Raw genomic sequence first — 17421 nt, 5'->3', positions numbered from 1 at the left:
AGCACCGGGATCTGTCCTGTCCTGTGGTATTCCTCTATGGTTCTTATAACCGTTTCGTATGCAGAAGGTGACGTCAACCGCCCCCCTTCCTACAATGGGATCAGCTACCACCCCGAACTCCGGGCCCTCAAGGACACAGGAAGCGCGAATGGGATCGCAACACAGAATATCGCCCGGGTTTTTGACTCTTTGCTGGCTGTTGCTTCTGTCGCTGCAGGCAGCGGCAAACCCCGCCTGCGAGGAAGCGGAAGAACTGCTGCTGAACATGGAGCGGGAACATCAGCAGTTGCAGGATGACCAGCAGCAGCTGCAGCGATTTATCGATGGTCAGGTGCCCACCCGCGAACAGATCGAAACCCTGATCGGCCAGCCACTGGACAGTCCACAGATCCGCCTGCCGGCCTCTCCCCCTGTACGCCCTTCGCAGTTACCTGACTGCCAGACGCTGGCCAGCGACCTGAAGGCATTGCAACGTCAGCTGGTCAAACTGGATCAGGCCGTGCTGACCCTGCGTCACCAGATCACCGACCGCAACCCGACCCAGCGCCGGGTCATGCTGGCACTGACCGAGCTGTACCATAGCCTGGAAAATCTGTTGAACGCCGGCGACATTGATCCCGTCATCCAGCAGGGGGCACTGTTGCTGCAACAGGATATTGCCCGCACCTGGGCGTTGATCCCGGCGCTGGACAAGGCCTCTGCCAATCAGGCCCGGGCAGAACTGGATCAACTCTGGTACAACTCGCCGGCACTGGACGCACCGGTTCCCGTTACCCCGCAATATCGCACCCTGGTGAAAACCCGGCTGGATATCCAACGACAGATCCGCACCCTGCGCGGTGACATCTGGCAACGCCGGCAACTGATTCAACAGATTGCGGATAACGGTGGGCTGACTGGCGCCCCTGCCTTGCTGGCGCGCGAAGTGCAGCGTATCGGTCAGCGTGCGCTGGATACCCTGGTACTGGTTCGTTACGACCTGAACGCTCCGGTGCGGGGCAACGGCTATCTTCCCCTGGTACAGAACATTCTGGCTCTGGTGCTGGGCATTGCCGGTTTTGTGATGCTGGTGAAGCTGGCGCAACGTAGCCGTGGCTGGGCTCTGGCCTTGCACGACAAGGTAGTTCAAAGCAGCGGCGAACGCCGCTGGGTGCGCAACGCCAGCCGACTAATCAGTGGCATTGCCCCCATGCTCCCCTGGTTTCTGCTGTGGTTCATTCTCGATCAGCTCAGCCTGCATCTGAACGCGCCCTCGACCAAGGTTCTGTTCTGGCTGTTGCCCTTTGCCCACCTTTACGTGATCTACGGCCTGCTGTGTCTGCTGGGGGAATGGCTGATCGGCCGTGTGGCACAGAGCGCCGGCACCTACCTCAGCGGCGAGCAGGCGCAACAGGTGCTGGACCACTCGCGCAGTGTTGCCCGCTGGTTGATGCTTCCCTGGCTGCCTCTGCTGGTGATCTGGGAAAGCCTCGGGCCGTCACTGCTCTACTATGTGCTGCAGGCCATATTGATCGTCTGCCTGTACCTTGCCCTGAGCCGCCTGCTGGCCCTGCGCAGCAAGGATTACCTGGTCTGCCTGCAGGCTATCCTGCCTTCCCGGCTCGACCCCATTGCCGAACGCCTGCTCAGTGACAGGGTGTTCCCGTTGTTTGCTCCGCTGTTATTGCCCGTTGCGCTGATCAGCTTCCTGGTGGGGTTCGTGGACCGGGTGCTGGTGGACTTCGACTGGTACATGAGCTTCAAGGCACGCTGGTTCCGGTTGCGTACCCGCATTAGCAGTGACGAGGACAGTGACCAGCCCCAGGACAGCGAAGAGGATGTGCAGGTCCACTATGAACGCTGGTTTGCCCAGGATGTACCAGAAGGCAGCAAACTGCCCTTTATCGACACCGGCCTGGTGGGTGCCGTGGAAAAAAGCATCCTGCGCTGGCACGAAAACAAGACCGATGAAAACTCCCTGGTGGTGGCCGGCGAGAAAGGCAGCGGCAAGAGCATCAGCATCCGCAAGCTCACGAGCGCCCTGGAGGCCAGTTGCGAGGGCCTGAACATCCTCGACCTCAAGGTGCCCGCACGGACCACCGACCCCGCCGATATTCTCGCCCTGGTGGGTGAAACCCTGGAGGTGGATCTCGGCGAGCATGGCCCGGCTGCACTAGTGAAAAGTGATGAGGAACGCCAACCCACCCTGGTGGTCCTTGATGAAGCACAAAACTTTTTTCTCGCCCAGCAAGGGGGGCTGGAAGGCTGGCGCCAGGTACTCAGCCTGGTCAATGCCCGACTCGACAATGTGTTCTGGTTACTGCTGATTAACAACCAGAGCTGGGCTTATCTGTGCAATGTCTTCGGCCGCGATTACCAGTTCCGCAACGTGGTGAAGGTCAAACGCTGGGCCCAGTCGGATATCCGTTCCCTGGTCCTGTCGCGCAACCATCTCAGCGGCTACAAGGTTCGCTACGATGAAGTGCTGCTGTCATCCCGTGGGCCGGAAGCGGGCAATGTACGCAACGCCGAACAACGGTACTTCAGCCTGCTGTGGGATGCCTGCCGCGGTAATCCGTTGGTCGCCCTGCGGCTATGGCTCACCTCCATCAAGGTACAGGGGCGCGAAGTCCTGGTGGGGCTGCCAACGCCGCCCTCCTCCGGAGTGCTGGACAGCATGGGAGAGAACGCCCTGTTCGTGTACGCCGCCATTGCTACCCACGGTACGCTTTCCAGCCATGAGATCAGTGGCGTGACCTGCCTGCCGGAAAACGTGGTGCGGTATGCACTGAAAGGCGGCTCCGATGCCGGCTTCCTGCAAAAGGCAGAAGACGGCCGCTACCGTCTGGTGCCATTGTGGTATCAGCCGGTGATCAGTTACCTGACAAGGAAGAACCTGCTCAATGAATGATGGAAATATCGTCAACGACCTGGCGGTAGTGGTTGAGCTGTTCAACGTCTACGCCATCCTGCTGCTGTTCATCGGTGGCTTCGTGCTGTGGGCCCTGAACTGGGGGATCAGCAAGGCAAGCCAGAAGATCACCGAGAAACTGCCCACCCGGCGTTTCATGATCCTGCAGATCACCACCCTGATTGGCTTCATTCTCTACACCGTCGGGTCCATTGCCCTGATCGTGGGCGTATTGCAGCCGCCCAAGGAATTCATGTTGGCTGCCGGGGGGTCCGTCGCGGTGGCGCTGGGCTTTGCACTCAAGGACATTGCCGCATCCCTGGTGGCCGGTCTGCTGTTGTTGTTCGACCGTCCCTTCCGGGTGGGCGACCGGGTCAGTTTCGACGATGTGTATGGTGAGATTGTCTCCATCGGTCTGCGCACGGTGCGGCTACAAACCCTGGATGACAACCTGGTCACCATTCCCAACTCCCGCTTTATTACCGATGTGGTTGCCTCCGGTAACGCCGGCGAGCTGGACATGATGGTGGTGACCGACTTCCACGTTGCCCTGGATGCAGACCTGGATGAGGCCAAGGGGATCATTGAAGAAGTCATTTTCACCAGCCGCTTCGCCTACCTGAAGAAACCGGTCACCTTCGCCATTGAAGAGATCGAAGTGGGCTATCGACTGGCCATTCGATTACGCGCCAAGGCCTACGTGCTGGATGTCCATTACGAAAAGGCCTTCCAGAGCGATATTGTGGTGCGGGTTTCCAAACGGTTTGCCGAAGCAGGCGTGATTCGCCCTTCCTGAAGACGCTCTGCGGCGGGATCACGCTTCACGCAACATGCGGCACGCAAAGGTTAAAAGCGGATTTACCACAGAGATCACGGAGTACACAGAGTAATCACACCCTGCCTGTTCTGGTTCATCGCGGATAAACGGGGAAGCAGGGGCGCTCCCTGAACATTTCCGGGCGCGCGAATTCTCCAGGTTTGGCTGTAAACTCTCTCTTTCCTCAGTGAACGCGGTGATCTCTGTGGTAAAAACGTCTTTGGGTTGATACACCTTTATCGCCCGGATTTTTTCTGCTTTTCCAGCAGTGCCTCCACCTCTTCGCGGGGCAGGTAATCCAGATCCCAGTGACAGGGCCTGTTGCCACCACCGAAAAGGCTCCTGCTGAATGCATTTTTTCGCCCAGTAGTGTCAGCCGATGTGCCGTGTAGTCATTCTACATAAACATCGGATGGCGCTGCTGGGCGGAAAAAGGGATCAGCCCTCCGGGTTGAGTCCCCAAGCCCGCCACTCGTCGTTATTCGTCACTCATTTGGAAATACCAAACATCACTCCTCATGCCTAGATTGGCGGGCTTGGGGACTCAACAGGTGCATTTTCGGTGGTGACAACAGGCCCGGGTAAAGGTTTCCTTGATGCGATGCCGGCCACGGTGCAGATCATCCGGGGTCTCCCCTTCATGGGCCGGATGATAGTCCACATGGTTCACTTCGGGCCGGTCATCGCCGTGGGGCGTCGGCGAGGGAAAAAGACGACGTTTCAGGGCCGTTAACCAGCGCATGGCCACCTCCTGCTGTGAAGTCTTACTCCGACCCTAACACGGGAGGCGTGAAGGATTCATAGTCCCCCGGGCAACGCAACGACTCCAACTGAAACGGCCGCGATTATGCGGCCAGTTCCGGGCGCCCCATCATGTTGGCCAGCCGAATCAGGGCACGCCTGCGCAGGTGCGTACTGTCACGCTTGCCAGGATGAAAATCGCGCTTGTAATACGCGAGATAGGACTTACCCAGTTTGCGCAGCCAACCCGGCTTGCCCAGCAACCAGTTAAACCCGTTCATCACCGATTTCCAGTCGGTAGGATCGTCCATCTCATTGCGTAGCTGCCAGTAGTGAAACACCGTAAAGCTGAGAAACTCCACGGTGGTAAAAGCCATTTCGGAACTGCGCACCCAGTAGCTGTCCACCTGGTCCTTGTAGACATCGAAGGCCACCGCCTTGTGCTCGCTCTCCTCGATGGCATGCCACAACCACAGTGGCACCATGCGTTCATCCATGCCTTCGATAAATTCCGGGTTTTCCAGAATCATTTCCGCCAGCATGGCAGTGAAGTGCTCCAGCGCACAGGTCTTGGCCAGCTGCCGCTCCGGGGATAACACCTTGGCCATGAACTTGAGGCCGTCTTTCACAAAGGCATCCACTTTTCTGGTGGGCACGCCCTTGGATTCCATAAAATCGTTGAAGGCATCATGTTCATTGCCATGATGCGCCTCCTGACCAATGAACCCCTTCACCTGCTCACGCAGCAACGGGTCCTGGATGTTCTTCTGAAAGTGACGTACAGAGCGCACAAAAAAGCGCTCCCCTTCCGGGAAGGTACAGGACAGGGATGTCAGCAACGTGGATTTGAACTGGTCATTGTCAAACCAGTAGCGAGGCATGTCAGGATCAAACTCGAAATCCATCCGCCGGGGCTGAATATCGCTCTGGTTTACTTTCTTTATGGCTGTCTTTTGTTGCACGTTTTGTTGCACATTGTTCTGCGCCATGATTGAACCCTCCTGTCTTGTCACCAATATGTGACAGCAGAAATTGGGACTCTAGTGCAGGTTGTGCCATTTTTACCCTTTTCAGGGTGATCAACTGTCCGTTTTCATGGTGACCGCCTGATCCCGACCCTGCTCCTTAGCAAGATAAAGCGCCTGATCCGCTTCCCGCATCAGCAGGGACGTGGTCAGCGGTTCCCCCGGCAGCCAGCTAGCGGCCCCGATGGACAACGTCACCGGGATCCATGGCGGCGCCTGGTGGTCTCTATGGTCACACTTGTTGGCATTTCGCATGGCCATCACCAGACGCCAGGCCACATCTTCCGCCCCCCGACGGTCGGTATTGGGCAACAGGACGGCAAACTCCTCACCGCCGATACGGGCAACCTGGTCCCCCTTGCGCACCAGCGAGGCCGTCAGTAGTGAGGCCACCGCGCACAGCACCTGGTCACCGGCGTCATGGCCGTGGCTGTCATTGATGCGTTTGAAAAAATCCAGATCGATCAGCAGCAGCGAAAACGGAAACGCCTGGTGCCGGGCATCCCGGCACAACTGCTGCAGCCATTGATCAAATGCACGCCGGTTGGCTATGCCGGTGAGCGGGTCCTGGTTAGCCTGGGTCAGGGCCGCGCGGGCGGATTCCCGGGCGCGCACATAGTTGCGTTGCAGCGAGGCTTCACGCCGGCGCGTTTCGGAAAGACGACTCATTCCCCCCACCGCCAAGTCCCGCGGAAACAGCTCGATCAGATAACAATCCTGCCATTCATCACCATGACGAACACGGGAACTGGCCGGGTAGTAATCGGCAAGGGGCTCCACCAACCGGGTTGCCAGGTGTGCGCAGTGACGATTGCGGCGCACAGTCTTGAGGAAGGATTGAACATCCGTCCTGATAATGGCGGAGACACTGTCAGGCGTCTCGTCCTTCAACAGGGTGCGGGCATGGGCATTGATCACCTTGACCCTCCCCTCTCCATCCATCAACAGTACCGGCAAGGAGATGGCATCAAGAATGGCCAGACATTCCTTGGTGACCATGATTAGTTGTCCGCCGAGAAATATTCTCGCCCGGCAGCGCCCTCATGGGGCTTGAGGCTGACGATGACGCGGCATTGTGCATCACCATTGGCAATGGCCTCGGTGATATCCACTCTCGCGTAGCCGGTATTTTCTGCCGCAATCACACCAAACACGTTGGATGTCATCATGCAAAGAGCCGGGCGGCCTTCCACGTAACGCCCGAAAGGACAGCGCCAGTTACCCAGCACAATCTTGTCATCGTCCTGCTCTATGACATAAAAATCGCCACCGATGCGGCGCTTTAGATCTACCAGAACAGCGGCTATCTGCGCTTTATCCAGCGCCGGCGCCGCCAGCGCAGAGCGGTAGCCCGCATTGATTTCGTCACCAATTTTCTGGCCGACAATAGAGACCAGCCCCTCTGCCTGTTCCAGCCCGGCCACATCCTGAATGGCTTCGGCAAGATTACCCAACAGCTGTCGCAAAAAGCGGTCCTGATTCAAGGGAATCCGGGCATTGCTAACCTCATCCATGACCTGTCTCCGAAAGTATCCACACCCTCAAACATCGACGGCTCGTGACATTTTTTTGTGATAAAAGTCACATTATTATGATCCTGGACAGGATCAGAATGAAAAACGCCCATCCATCCATAAATCTGGACGAACGGGCGTCACTAAAACGTTAAGAAAGCCACACTCTCGGCATTGAAGTTGCGGCACTTTCCGACAGCCGATGCGGCCAGCCCAGTGTTAGCCGCGCTCTGGCTCCTGACCTCGCCGGAACAACCGGGCATGAATCTCGCCGGCCTGTTTTTCACGATGCAGGATCCAGCCGGCGGGCACAGCCGGTACCGCAGCCTGGCGACGGGACTCCACATAAACCCAGGCGTGTTCCGCCAGCCAGCCGCGAGACTCCAGGTCTGCACAGGCCGGCTCCGCCAGCCCCAGATCATAGGGCGGATCCACAAACACCAAATCAAAGGGCGTAGCGCGCTGCTGCAACCAGCGCAGGGCATCATGGCAATGGACCTGGATACGCTCTGCAAACAGGGGGTGCAGTTGCCGCTGAAGGTCCGTTACCCGATCACGCTGCTTTTCGATCAACACGGCCTCCGCCGCCCCGCGGCTGAGCGCTTCCGCCCCCAGCACGCCTGAGCCGGCAAACAGGTCCAGCACGCGCAGGCCCGGCAGCTCGAACTGCAGCCAGTTAAACAGGGTTTCCCTCAACCGGTCAGAGGACGGGCGCAGATCGCCGCCATGATCCACGAACTGCAGCCGCAGCCCGCGTTGATCGCCACCGATAATCCGTACCTGCCCCTTGCTGGCGGCACTGCCCTGGCGCTTATTCCTCGCCACGGCCAACCTCATCAGTCTCCCCGGTGTCGCTGTCCTCGGGGGCATCCACAGGCACGATCTGTGGCGCCTCTGGCCCGATACTGACAATGGCCAGATCGTCCACCGCCAGGGCACGGCCGAACGCTGCACGGATATCTTCCGCGCTAACCGCCCGCACCTGCTGGCTGAACTGCTGCAGGTAATCCAGCGGCAGATCATAAAAACCGATGGCGCCCAACTGGCCAATAATGTCGCTGTTGTCTGCGGTCCCCAGGGCAAAGCTGCCAAGGATACTGGTGCGCGCCTCTTCCAGCTGGGTGTCCGTGGGCCCCTTGGCCACAAACTCCTCGATCAGCTGCAGGGTGAGGCTCAGCGCCTGGTCCGCATTCTCGTTACCGGTCTTGAAGGACACCTGGAAGGGCCCGCCCGCCGCCATGGCAGAGAAACCGCTGCCAATACCGTACACATAGCCTCGCTTCTGGCGCACTTCATCGGTGAGGATGGACGCAAAACCACCGCCCCCCAGCACCATGTTGCCCACATACAACGCCACATGATCCGGGTTGCCCCGCCAGGTGCTCTGGTTGCCCAACAGGATGCTGGTCTGGGCCGAGGGAAAATCGATATGTTGTTGCTGACGCTGGGCCAAAGGCGTGGCGCGCTCAAGGGCCTCAGCCGCCTCCCCCTCAGGCAGGGCCGCACTGATCTGTGCGGCAATCGCCTCCGCCTGCTGGCGATCTACGGCCCCCACCATGGCAATCACGGCATTGCCGGCTGCGTAGTAGGTATCGTAGAACTGCTGCAGCTGATCTCGCTTTATCGCCGGCAGGCTCTCCAGGGTGCCATCACTGGCGGTACCGTAGGGGTGACCCGGGTAGAGGGTCGCCATGAACGCCTTGCGCACCTGGGGGCCTGGCACCTGCTGCTCCATACGCAGCCCCTGCATCATCTGGGTGCGGATGCGGTCCACGGCGGCTTGCGGGAATGACGGCGAACCAATCACCTGCCCAAACAGGTCCAGCACCGGCTCACGGTATTCCTCATCAGACAGGGTACGCAGGCTGATGATGCCCATGTCCCGGTAACTACTGGACGAAAAGCGGGCGCCGCGATCCTCGAAACCGCGGGCGATATCATCCACGTTCAGTCCTTCTGCGCCTTCACCCAGCAGGGCACTGGTCAGTGATGCCAACCCCGCCGCACCGCCATCACGGGCACTACCGGCATCCATCACCAGCCGGATATCCAGCATGGGCAGCGCATCACTGGGCACAAACAACACCTTTGCCCCCTCTGCGGTCTGCCAGGATTGAATATCCAGCACCGGCGCCCCCGGCTCACTGGCCGCCACCAGCGCTTCAGTTGTGGGGAAATCCTCAGAAGAGTTAAGGGAAGCACAGGCACTCAGCAGGACCGTAACGACAACAGCTGCAGCGCGGAGCACAGACACCAGCCCCAGTCCAGACACCATCTTCGCGCCTTTAAACTTTAAACTTTCAACTTTCAACTGCTTGCTCATTGGCCTTCCCCCTGCTCCGGCTGCACATGCCCTACCGCCAGACGCTCCGGCACCAACCATTCCCTGGCCACCCGCTGCACATCTTCCGCAGTCACTTTCGCCAGTTCATCAGCAAAGGCAGTGGAGAGATCCAGATCCAGGCCCAGTGTGCTCAAGGTGCCCAGTTCCATGGCTTGCCCCATCACGGAATCCTTCTCATAGACCTGATCCGCCAGCACACCGGCACGCACCCGGGCCATTTCCGCTTCACTGGGCAGGGTGGTCTGCAGTTTTTCAATTTCAGCACGCAGGGCGTCCTCTACCTGGTCCAGTGTCACACCGGGATTCGGTGCTGCCTGCAAGGTAAAGGTGCCATTACCGCGCTGGATCCCGGAATAGGAAGCCCCCGCACCGGCCACCAGTTGCTGGCCACGCACCAGATCCGTTTCGATACGCGCGCTCATGCCCCCATCCAGCACACCCGACAGCATGGTCAGGGCATAGAAGTCGCGCTGGTTCTGTGCGGTCACCAGGGAGGGAACGTTGTACATCATGAACAGTGTTGGCACCTTCACTGGCAACACCAGATCCAGGCGCCGCTCACCGGCGGGGGGATTCACGGTCTGCTTTGGCCGCGGCGGCGTGGTGCCGGCAGGCAGCCCACTGAAGAAACGCTGCACCAGCGGCTCCACCTGCTCACGGGTCACATCCCCGGCAATCACCAGGGTGGCATTACCCGGCACATAGAATCGCTCAAACCAGCTTCGCGCCTGTTCCGGTTGCAGCTGGGACAGCAGTGAACGCCAGCCGATGATCGGGTGGGCGTAGCCGGTGCCCGGCCGCGCCACCGCCTGGAATTTTTCCCACGCCAGTGCATTGGGGTTGTCATCGGTGCGCATGCGGCGCTCTTCCATGACCACCTGCAGTTCACGATAGAACTCGTCGTCATCGATCTTCAGGTTGGCCAGCCGCTCCGCTTCCAGCTCCAGGGCCAGCGGCAGACGGGACACTTCGTACTGCTGGTAATAGGCGGTGTAGTCATAGCTGGTAAAGGCGTTATCACTGCCGCCATAGCGGGCCACCAGCCTGGAAAAATCGCCCGGCCCCAGCTTTTCCGTGCCCTTGAACATCATGTGTTCCAGCACGTGGGCCAGGCCGGTTTCAAACGGGGCTTCATCAATGCTGCCGGCCTTGAACCACACCATCACGGTGACCACCGGGGCGCGGTGATCTTCACGCACCACCACCTTGAGTCCATTATCCAGCGTGAAATTGTGTGTTGGCAGCGCCGCAACGGCCAGACCCGCCCACAGGCCCAGCGACAGGCCAAGTATCCATTTTTTCATTCTCTATCCCATGATCATGCGCCCGGCGAAAAACCGCCGTAGAAGCAGCTACCCTTGCCGATATGGAGCCCCTGAACAACTCCTTATGGTAGGATAGCCGCGCACTCCGTCAGTGAGTGCCTGTTTCTGCAAGCGGGCACCTTTTTTGCCGGCATAGCATACCGGCTAAACGGCCCGCCTATGCAGCCTGATTGTTTAGGAAGGGGAAGTCACCCCTTCTTGCCTGGATATGACTGATCATGAGCGACGAAGTTTCCCGCGACGATAACAGTGGCAAACAGGAGCCGAAGAAAACCGGCTTCTGGAAGCGCATGTTTGTGGGGGTAGAAGAAACGCCCTCCCCGGATTCTCCGCAGACGGAGACGCCCCCTTCCCCCGCACCGGCCGGCGAGCCAGCAGCGGAGCCACAGCCGGCCCCGGCCCCGGCCCCGACGCCGGCGCCCACACCAGCCCCCGCAGTCGTGGCCGCCCAGCCTGAGGCCACACCTGCTGCGGCTGACGCCGACAGCGCCGATGATGGCGGCAGTTTCTGGGCCCGCATGAAACAAGGCATGAGCAAGACCCGCAAGGGGCTCGGTAAGGGCCTGGCGGACCTGCTGGTGGGGGCCAAGGAGATCGATGACGAGATCTTCGAGGAAATCGAGACCCAATTGCTGGTGGCGGATGTGGGCGTGGAAGCCACCGACGTGATCATTGAGGCCCTCACCGACCAGGTCAGCCGCGAAGAACTGGTGGACGCCGACGCCCTCTATGAGTCCCTACAGAATGAACTGCGCAAACTGCTGGAGCCCGTGGATCAGCCACTGCAGATCGACACCGGCAAGAAGCCCTATGTGATCCTGATGGTAGGCGTAAACGGGGTCGGAAAGACCACCACCATCGGCAAGCTGGCTTGCCGCTTCAAGGCCGAGGGCAAAAACGTGATGCTGGCCGCCGGTGACACCTTCCGTGCCGCGGCGGTGGAGCAGCTGCAAGTGTGGGGCGAGCGTAACGACATTCCGGTGGTCGCCCAGCACACCGGCGCCGATTCGGCCTCGGTGGTCTATGACGCGGTACAGGCTGCCCAGTCCCGCAATGCGGACGTGCTGATTGCCGATACCGCCGGCCGCCTGCACACCCGCGGCAACCTGATGGACGAGCTGACCAAGGTCACCCGGGTAATGAAGAAGCTGATCCCGGATGCCCCCCACGAGGTCCTGCTGGTACTGGATGCCGGCACCGGCCAGAATGCCATCCAGCAAGCGGAACAGTTCCGTGATGCCGCCGGCGTGACCGGGTTGGCACTGACCAAGCTCGACGGCACCGCCAAAGGCGGTATCCTGTTTGCACTGGCTAAACGCACGGGGTTGCCGATCCGTTTTATCGGCGTAGGGGAACGCCTGGAAGACCTGCGACCATTCCACGCAGAAGAATTCGTCCAGGCGCTGTTTGAAGATGTGACTGGTTAACGCCTCACGCAACAAGCATCACGCATCACGCCGCGTGTTGCCTGTTGCATGGTGCGTGCAGCGGTCGAGCCCAAGCGAGACACAATGATTCAGTTCGACCGGGTCAGCAAACGCTACCCGAATGGCAAAGACGCGCTCAGCAAGGTGAGTTTTACGCTCCCCGCCGGGCAGCTCACCTTTCTCACCGGACACTCCGGGGCGGGCAAGTCGACGCTGTTGAAACTGATCATGATGATCGAACGCCCTACCCAGGGCCAGGTGCTGGTGGACAACCAGAACCTGAACGGTTTTGGCAATCGCCACATTCCCCTGCTGCGACGCAAGATCGGCATGGTGCACCAGAACCACCAGCTGCTGTTCGACCGCAGCGTGTTCGAAAACGTGGCCCTGCCACTGATCATCGCCGGTTACTCCCGCGCGGATATCGGCAAGCGGGTACGTGCTGCACTGGACAAGGTGGGCTTGCTGGAAAAAGAGCATCTCAGCCCGATCATGCTTTCCGGCGGTGAACAACAACGTGTGGGTATTGCCCGCGCCGTGGTCAACAAGCCCCCGCTACTGCTGGCGGACGAGCCCACCGGTAACCTGGACCCGGCCCTGTCCGAAGAGATCATGGACCTGTTTCAGGACTTCGCCCGTGTGGGGGTCGCCGTGCTCATTGCCACCCACGACCTGAGCCTCATCGCCCGCTATAACCATCGCCTGCTGACCCTGCGCGAAGGGCGATTGATCCACGATGGCGATGAGGGGGAGGAATTCCATGGCGGCCAATAAAGGTTCCCGGCGCGCAACTCCGCTCAAACCGCAACGCCAGAAAGCCGAAAAGCCACGCCGGGTAGTGGGTGCCCAGAGCGCCAACACCTCCCTGGCAGACCGTTTTCGCAGCTGGCGCGCCCATCACCGCGACTCCTTCCGGGACGCCCTGCAACGCCTGAACGCCAGCCGTGCCAGCAGCGCCATGACCATTCTGGTGATTGCCATTGCCCTGTCCCTGCCATCCGGCCTGGCCGTGCTGCTGGACAATGCCCGCGCCATCACCAGCAGCTGGGACGGCAACGCCCACCTGTCTGTCTTTCTGGAGATGGACGTGGCGGAAAATCGCCAGCGACAGATGGCCAGCGAATGGCTCAAGCTTGATCACATCGACGACACCAAAGTCATCACCCGCCAGCAGGCTCTGGAAGAATTTCAGGCCCTGTCCGGCTTTGGCGATGTACTTCAGGCCCTGCCGGACAACCCCCTGCCCCCCCTGATCGTGGTCTTTCCTGACAGTACCGATCCGGTGACCCTGGGAGACCTGGAAAACCGCCTGGCCGAGCAGGATGGCGTGGATCTGGTGCAACTGGACGTGGAATGGGTGCGCCGCCTGCATGCCCTGATCGAACTGGGCGAACGCCTGATTTCCGCCCTCACCCTGGCCCTGGCCGCCGCCGTGGTGCTGGTGGTGGTAAACACCATCCGCCTGGGCATCGAGAGCCGCCGGGATGAAATCGTGGTGGTGAAGATCGTCGGGGGCACCGACGGCTTCGTGCGGCGCCCCTTCCTCTATACCGGGTTCTGCTATGGGTTCGCCGGTGGGGTGGTCGCCATGATTCTGGTCCAAAGCGCCCTGTGGTGGCTCGGCGGCCCTATCGACGAGTTACTGGCCCTCTACAACAGTGAAGACTCACTAACCGGAATGGCCGCTTCCAGCCTGCTTGTCATGCCCCTGTTCAGCGGCATTCTCGGCCTGCTCGGCGCCTGGCTGGCGGTAGGACGACACTTGGGCGAAATCGAACCGAACTTCTAAGAGCAGCTGTGAGCGATGAGCTGTCAGCTGCGAGACGCGGGTCAGGCCCTGCCAAACGGCAACGCCCTGCCCGCGCACCACAAGGATACCAGCGCTAAGTCCGGAACTTTCCCAGCCCTCCACCCTCTAATCGCGTTGTAGCTCGTAGCTCGTAGCTGATTCTGCGCCCCGCTTCACAGCCTGTTCATCCAAACCCGCTATTCTCAATGCTCGCCCTCCGAAACCCATCGAAATTGCTGATCACAGGGAACTTTTGGGTCGATTAGCACTCTATAGAAACGAGTGCTAATATCGGGCTCAAACGGAATTAAATGACGTCTTCACGAGGAGACATTGCGCATGACCAACCCTTCATTTCAAGCACAGGCGCTTTCGCTGGCCGTCCCGGGTAATGACCTGGATGCCTACATGCGGGCCGTCAATGCCGTGCCGGTACTCAGCGCAGACGAAGAACACCAACTGGCTGAGGCCCTTTATTACGAACAGGACCTGGATGCCGCCCGTAACCTGGTGCTGGCTCATCTGCGCTTTGTCGTCCACATTGCGCGCAGCTACAGCGGCTACGGCCTCCCCCTAGGTGACCTGGTTCAGGAAGGCAACGTAGGCCTGATGAAGGCCGTGAAACGCTTTGACCCCACCAAAGGGGTACGTCTGGTCAGTTTTGCTGTGCACTGGATCAAGGCGGAAATCCACGAGTACGTGATCAAGAACTGGCGCATCGTGAAAGTGGCCACCACCAAGGCCCAGCGCAAGCTGTTCTTCAACCTGCGTGGCCAGAAAAAGCGTCTCGGCCGCCTGACAATGGAAGAAGCCCAGCGAGTGGCGAATGATCTGGGTGTCACCGCCGATCAGGTGAAGGAAATGGAAGGCCGCCTGGGCGCCTATGACGCCAGCTTCGACGGCCCCACCAATGATGATGATGACAACACCGTGGTCTCTCCGGCGGCCTACCTGCACAGCGACAACAGCGACCCGGCTGACCTGATCGCCGAGCAGGACCAGCAGGACCGCGAAACCCGTCAGCTGGGTTCCGCCCTGATGGCCCTGGACGACCGCAGCCGCGACATCCTGGAGCGCCGCTGGCTGGCCGACCAGAAAGCCACCCTGCAGGAACTGGCCGACGAGTACGGCGTCTCCGCCGAGCGGATCCGCCAGCTGGAAAACAACGCCATCAAGAAGCTGCGCAACGCCATGGCGTAAAAAGAGACGCTGCACGCTTCACGCAACAGGCAACACGCCAAAGCCCCTTGATGAGGGGCTTTTTTGTGGCCGCTCTGCGGATGCCTGATGCCTGATGCCTGATGCCAATGATGAAATTGCTGTGGGAGCTCTCTGTGCCCTTTAGGGTATGCCTGCAAGCGATTTGCCTTCGATAGATGCTGCATCACTTGCAGGCATACCCTAAAGGGCACAGAGAGCTCCCACAGCAGCCTTTAACCCGCTCTTCTTGTCGAGCCCCAACTTTGCAACGCCGTAGCGCGAAGCAACACCGTCCGAACACGGCACCAGCACAGCTTCGCGTTTGAACTTTCAACTTTAAACTTTCAACTGCTCCCCAACCCCCCCGCGAATATACCCGCCGGCGAAAGAATTCCGGTACACTGTGCAACCCGAGGCGGCACCTGTTCTGACCGCCATTGCGGAGCCCTGAATGAAAATCCTGCTTGTTCTTGGCGCCATCAACGGCGCGCTGGCCGTGATCCTCGGCGCCTTTGGTGCCCATGGCCTGAAAGCCCGTGTCGACGAATCCATGCTCGCCACCTGGGCCACCGCCAGCGAATACCACTTCTACCATGCGCTTGCCCTGTTGCTCACCGGCTTGCTGGCCAAGACCTTCGGTGCCTCCAGCATGGTGACTGCCGGCTGGGTGATGTTTGCCGGCATGCTGGTATTCAGTGGTAGCCTGTACATACTGGTGCTCAGCGGACAGAAGTGGCTCGGCGCCATTACCCCGCTGGGCGGCACCGCCCTGATCATCGGCTGGCTGATGCTGGCCTGGTCCCTTTTCAAACACGCTTGATCAAGATCATGAAGCTCACTGTAAATGGCGATACGCTCACCCTGGACGGCTCCACCATTGCCGATCTGGTCAGTCAGCTGGAACTCACCGGCCGCCGTCTGGCCGTGGAGGTGAATCGGGAGATCATCCCCAAAAGCCAGCATGGCGACGTTACGCTGAAGGAAGGCGACATCGTGGAAATCGTCCACGCTATCGGTGGCGGTTGATTCATTTACCCGCCACCGTGCCTGACTGCTAACCACACACCGAATGAACGAGGCCAGAATGTCCGATCTGCTTACCATTGCCGGAAAAACCTACTCATCCCGCCTGCTGATCGGCACCGGCAAGTACAAGGATTTTGACGAAACCCGCGAGGCCATCGAAACCAGCGGCGCCGAGATCGTCACCGTGGCCATTCGCCGCACCAATATCGGCCAGAACGCCGACGAGCCCAATCTGCTCGACTACATCACCCCGGACAAGTACACCATCCTGCCCAACACCGCCGGCTGCTACACCGCCGAAGACGCGGTGCGTTGCTGCAAGCTGGCCCGGGAACTGCTGGATGGCCATGATCTGGTCAAACTGGAAGTCCTCGGTGACCAGAAAACCCTGTATCCGCATATTCCCCACACCCTCACCGCCGCCCGGGAACTGATCGATGACGGATTCAAGGTGATGGTCTACACCAACGACGACCCCATCGTGGCAAAAGAACTGGAAGACATGGGTTGCGTGGCGGTGATGCCGCTGGGCTCCCTGATCGGCTCTGGCCTGGGCATTCTCAACCCCCACAACATCCGTCTGATCATGGAAGAAGCCAGGGTGCCGATCATCGTCGACGCCGGTGTAGGCACCGCCTCCGATGCCGCCATCGCCATGGAAATGGGCTGTGACGGGGTACTGCTGAACTCTGCGGTGGCCCACGCCCAGAAGCCGGTGCTGATGGCCTCCGCCATGAAGAAAGCGATTGAGGCCGGCCGCGAATCCTTCCTCGCCGGCCGCATGCCCCGCAAGGCCTACGCCTCAGCCTCCTCCCCGCTGGATGGGTTGAGCAAATAGGAGACGCAGCACGCTGCACGCAACAGGCACGCCTGACGCAAAAAGGCCCGCCCGTAACCGGGCGGGCCTTTTTGCGTCGGTAAATCCCTCGCTATACCCCGCTGTAGGAGCTCAGCTCGCCTGAGCGATCCGAGCCTAAGCGAGGTAAATATTCCAGAAACGCACCTCGAAGCCCAAATCCCAAACCTCTTCCATGATGCCGGTTTCGCCTTTCGAAACCCGCTTCTTATCCCTCGCAGCCGCAGAGCGGCCAAAAAAAAAGTTCATCGCGGATCTCCGGGAAGGCCCCACCTTTCCGTAGGAGCGTCGCTGGCGGCGCGATTTCAGCGCTTTATTTCGCCCGGGCGAAACCGGTGTCTGGTGGGAGATTCAGCTTGCTGAACGAAGGTTCTGGCAACGGCTCCCGATCCGAGGTTTCAGTGACCCCTGTGGTGAAAACGTTTTTGATCCCGGTCTGAAATCGCGCCGCCTCCGAGCGCAGCGAA

17 protein-coding genes are annotated in these 17421 nt (G+C 59.9%); 9 read left to right on the top strand and 8 right to left on the bottom strand.

The features are described from left to right. The first annotated feature begins 148 nt into the window (after positions 1-148). Positions 149-2890 carry an ATP-binding protein gene (locus HF945_RS17010; protein WP_290523748.1) on the top strand — a complete coding sequence of 914 codons (2742 nt, stop codon included), beginning with the start codon at positions 149-151 and terminating at the stop codon, positions 2888-2890. Beyond that, positions 2883-3686, top strand: coding sequence for a mechanosensitive ion channel domain-containing protein (locus HF945_RS17005; protein ID WP_290523747.1), 804 nt, complete (start codon positions 2883-2885; stop codon positions 3684-3686). Before HF945_RS17010 ends, HF945_RS17005 begins: the two co-directional genes overlap by 8 nt. Before the next feature lie 565 nt (positions 3687-4251). On the opposite strand, the gene HF945_RS17000 is transcribed toward HF945_RS17005, so the two are convergent. The 7 genes from HF945_RS17000 to HF945_RS16970 all read right to left on the bottom strand — a co-directional run bounded on the left by HF945_RS17000 (position 4252) and on the right by HF945_RS16970 (position 10635). Continuing rightward, complete coding sequence (locus HF945_RS17000) at positions 4252-4449, bottom strand: hypothetical protein (protein ID WP_290523746.1); 198 nt, start codon at positions 4447-4449, stop codon at positions 4252-4254. Positions 4450-4552: 103 nt separating this feature from the next. After that, on the bottom strand, positions 4553-5437 hold the full coding sequence (locus HF945_RS16995) for a metal-dependent hydrolase (RefSeq protein WP_290523745.1): 885 nt from the start codon (positions 5435-5437) through the stop codon (positions 4553-4555). Between the two features lie 90 nt (positions 5438-5527). Next, on the bottom strand, positions 5528-6472 hold the full coding sequence (locus tag HF945_RS16990) for a sensor domain-containing diguanylate cyclase (RefSeq protein WP_290523744.1): 945 nt from the start codon (positions 6470-6472) through the stop codon (positions 5528-5530). A gap of 2 nt (positions 6473-6474) precedes the next feature. Then, a complete protein-coding gene (locus tag HF945_RS16985) occupies positions 6475-6987 on the bottom strand; it encodes a methanogen output domain 1-containing protein (protein WP_290523743.1) in 513 nt (170 codons plus the stop codon). A 219-nt stretch (positions 6988-7206) separates the two neighbouring features. Beyond that, a complete protein-coding gene (gene rsmD, locus HF945_RS16980; RefSeq protein WP_290523742.1) occupies positions 7207-7812 on the bottom strand; it encodes a 16S rRNA (guanine(966)-N(2))-methyltransferase RsmD in 606 nt (201 codons plus the stop codon). Further along, positions 7799-9262 carry a pitrilysin family protein gene (locus HF945_RS16975; RefSeq protein WP_290523741.1) on the bottom strand — a complete coding sequence of 488 codons (1464 nt, stop codon included), beginning with the start codon at positions 9260-9262 and terminating at the stop codon, positions 7799-7801. The genes rsmD and HF945_RS16975 overlap by 14 nt, the downstream gene beginning before the upstream one ends. Before the next feature lie 44 nt (positions 9263-9306). After that, positions 9307-10635, bottom strand: a complete 1329-nt coding sequence (locus HF945_RS16970; RefSeq protein ID WP_290523740.1) for a pitrilysin family protein — start codon at positions 10633-10635, stop codon at positions 9307-9309. Positions 10636-10874: 239 nt separating this feature from the next. On the opposite strand from HF945_RS16970, the gene ftsY reads away from it, so the two are divergent. The 7 genes from ftsY (at position 10875) to HF945_RS16935 (ending at position 16936) form a co-directional block, all read left to right on the top strand. Then, a complete protein-coding gene (ftsY, locus tag HF945_RS16965; protein WP_290523739.1) occupies positions 10875-12083 on the top strand; it encodes a signal recognition particle-docking protein FtsY in 1209 nt (402 codons plus the stop codon). Between the two features lie 84 nt (positions 12084-12167). Then, positions 12168-12857 (top strand): cell division ATP-binding protein FtsE, encoded by a 690-nt coding sequence (ftsE, locus tag HF945_RS16960; RefSeq protein ID WP_290523738.1) that lies wholly within the window; start codon positions 12168-12170, stop codon positions 12855-12857. Next, positions 12844-13872, top strand: coding sequence for a permease-like cell division protein FtsX (ftsX, locus tag HF945_RS16955; RefSeq protein WP_290523737.1), 1029 nt, complete (start codon positions 12844-12846; stop codon positions 13870-13872). The genes ftsE and ftsX overlap by 14 nt, the downstream gene beginning before the upstream one ends. A gap of 339 nt (positions 13873-14211) precedes the next feature. After that, a complete protein-coding gene (rpoH, locus tag HF945_RS16950) occupies positions 14212-15072 on the top strand; it encodes an RNA polymerase sigma factor RpoH (protein WP_290523736.1) in 861 nt (286 codons plus the stop codon). A gap of 451 nt (positions 15073-15523) precedes the next feature. Further along, positions 15524-15892 (top strand): DUF423 domain-containing protein, encoded by a 369-nt coding sequence (locus HF945_RS16945; RefSeq protein WP_290523735.1) that lies wholly within the window; start codon positions 15524-15526, stop codon positions 15890-15892. An 8-nt stretch (positions 15893-15900) separates the two neighbouring features. Then, the gene (gene thiS, locus HF945_RS16940; protein WP_290523734.1) at positions 15901-16098 is read left to right on the top strand and encodes a sulfur carrier protein ThiS; all 198 of its coding nucleotides are present in this window, start codon (positions 15901-15903) and stop codon (positions 16096-16098) included. A 58-nt stretch (positions 16099-16156) separates the two neighbouring features. Continuing rightward, on the top strand, positions 16157-16936 hold the full coding sequence (locus HF945_RS16935) for a thiazole synthase (RefSeq protein WP_290523733.1): 780 nt from the start codon (positions 16157-16159) through the stop codon (positions 16934-16936). Between the two features lie 135 nt (positions 16937-17071). Here HF945_RS16935 and HF945_RS16930 read toward each other — a convergent pair whose 3' ends face one another. Then, a complete protein-coding gene (locus HF945_RS16930) occupies positions 17072-17203 on the bottom strand; it encodes a hypothetical protein (protein ID WP_290523732.1) in 132 nt (43 codons plus the stop codon). Between the last annotated feature and the right edge of the window lie 218 nt (positions 17204-17421).

The sequence above is a fragment of the Alcanivorax sp. genome (assembly GCF_017794965.1).
Lineage (GTDB): Bacteria > Pseudomonadota > Gammaproteobacteria > Pseudomonadales > Alcanivoracaceae > Alcanivorax.
Note: the sequence above shows the minus strand (reverse complement) of the source record. Positions and strands in the feature narration are given on the sequence as shown.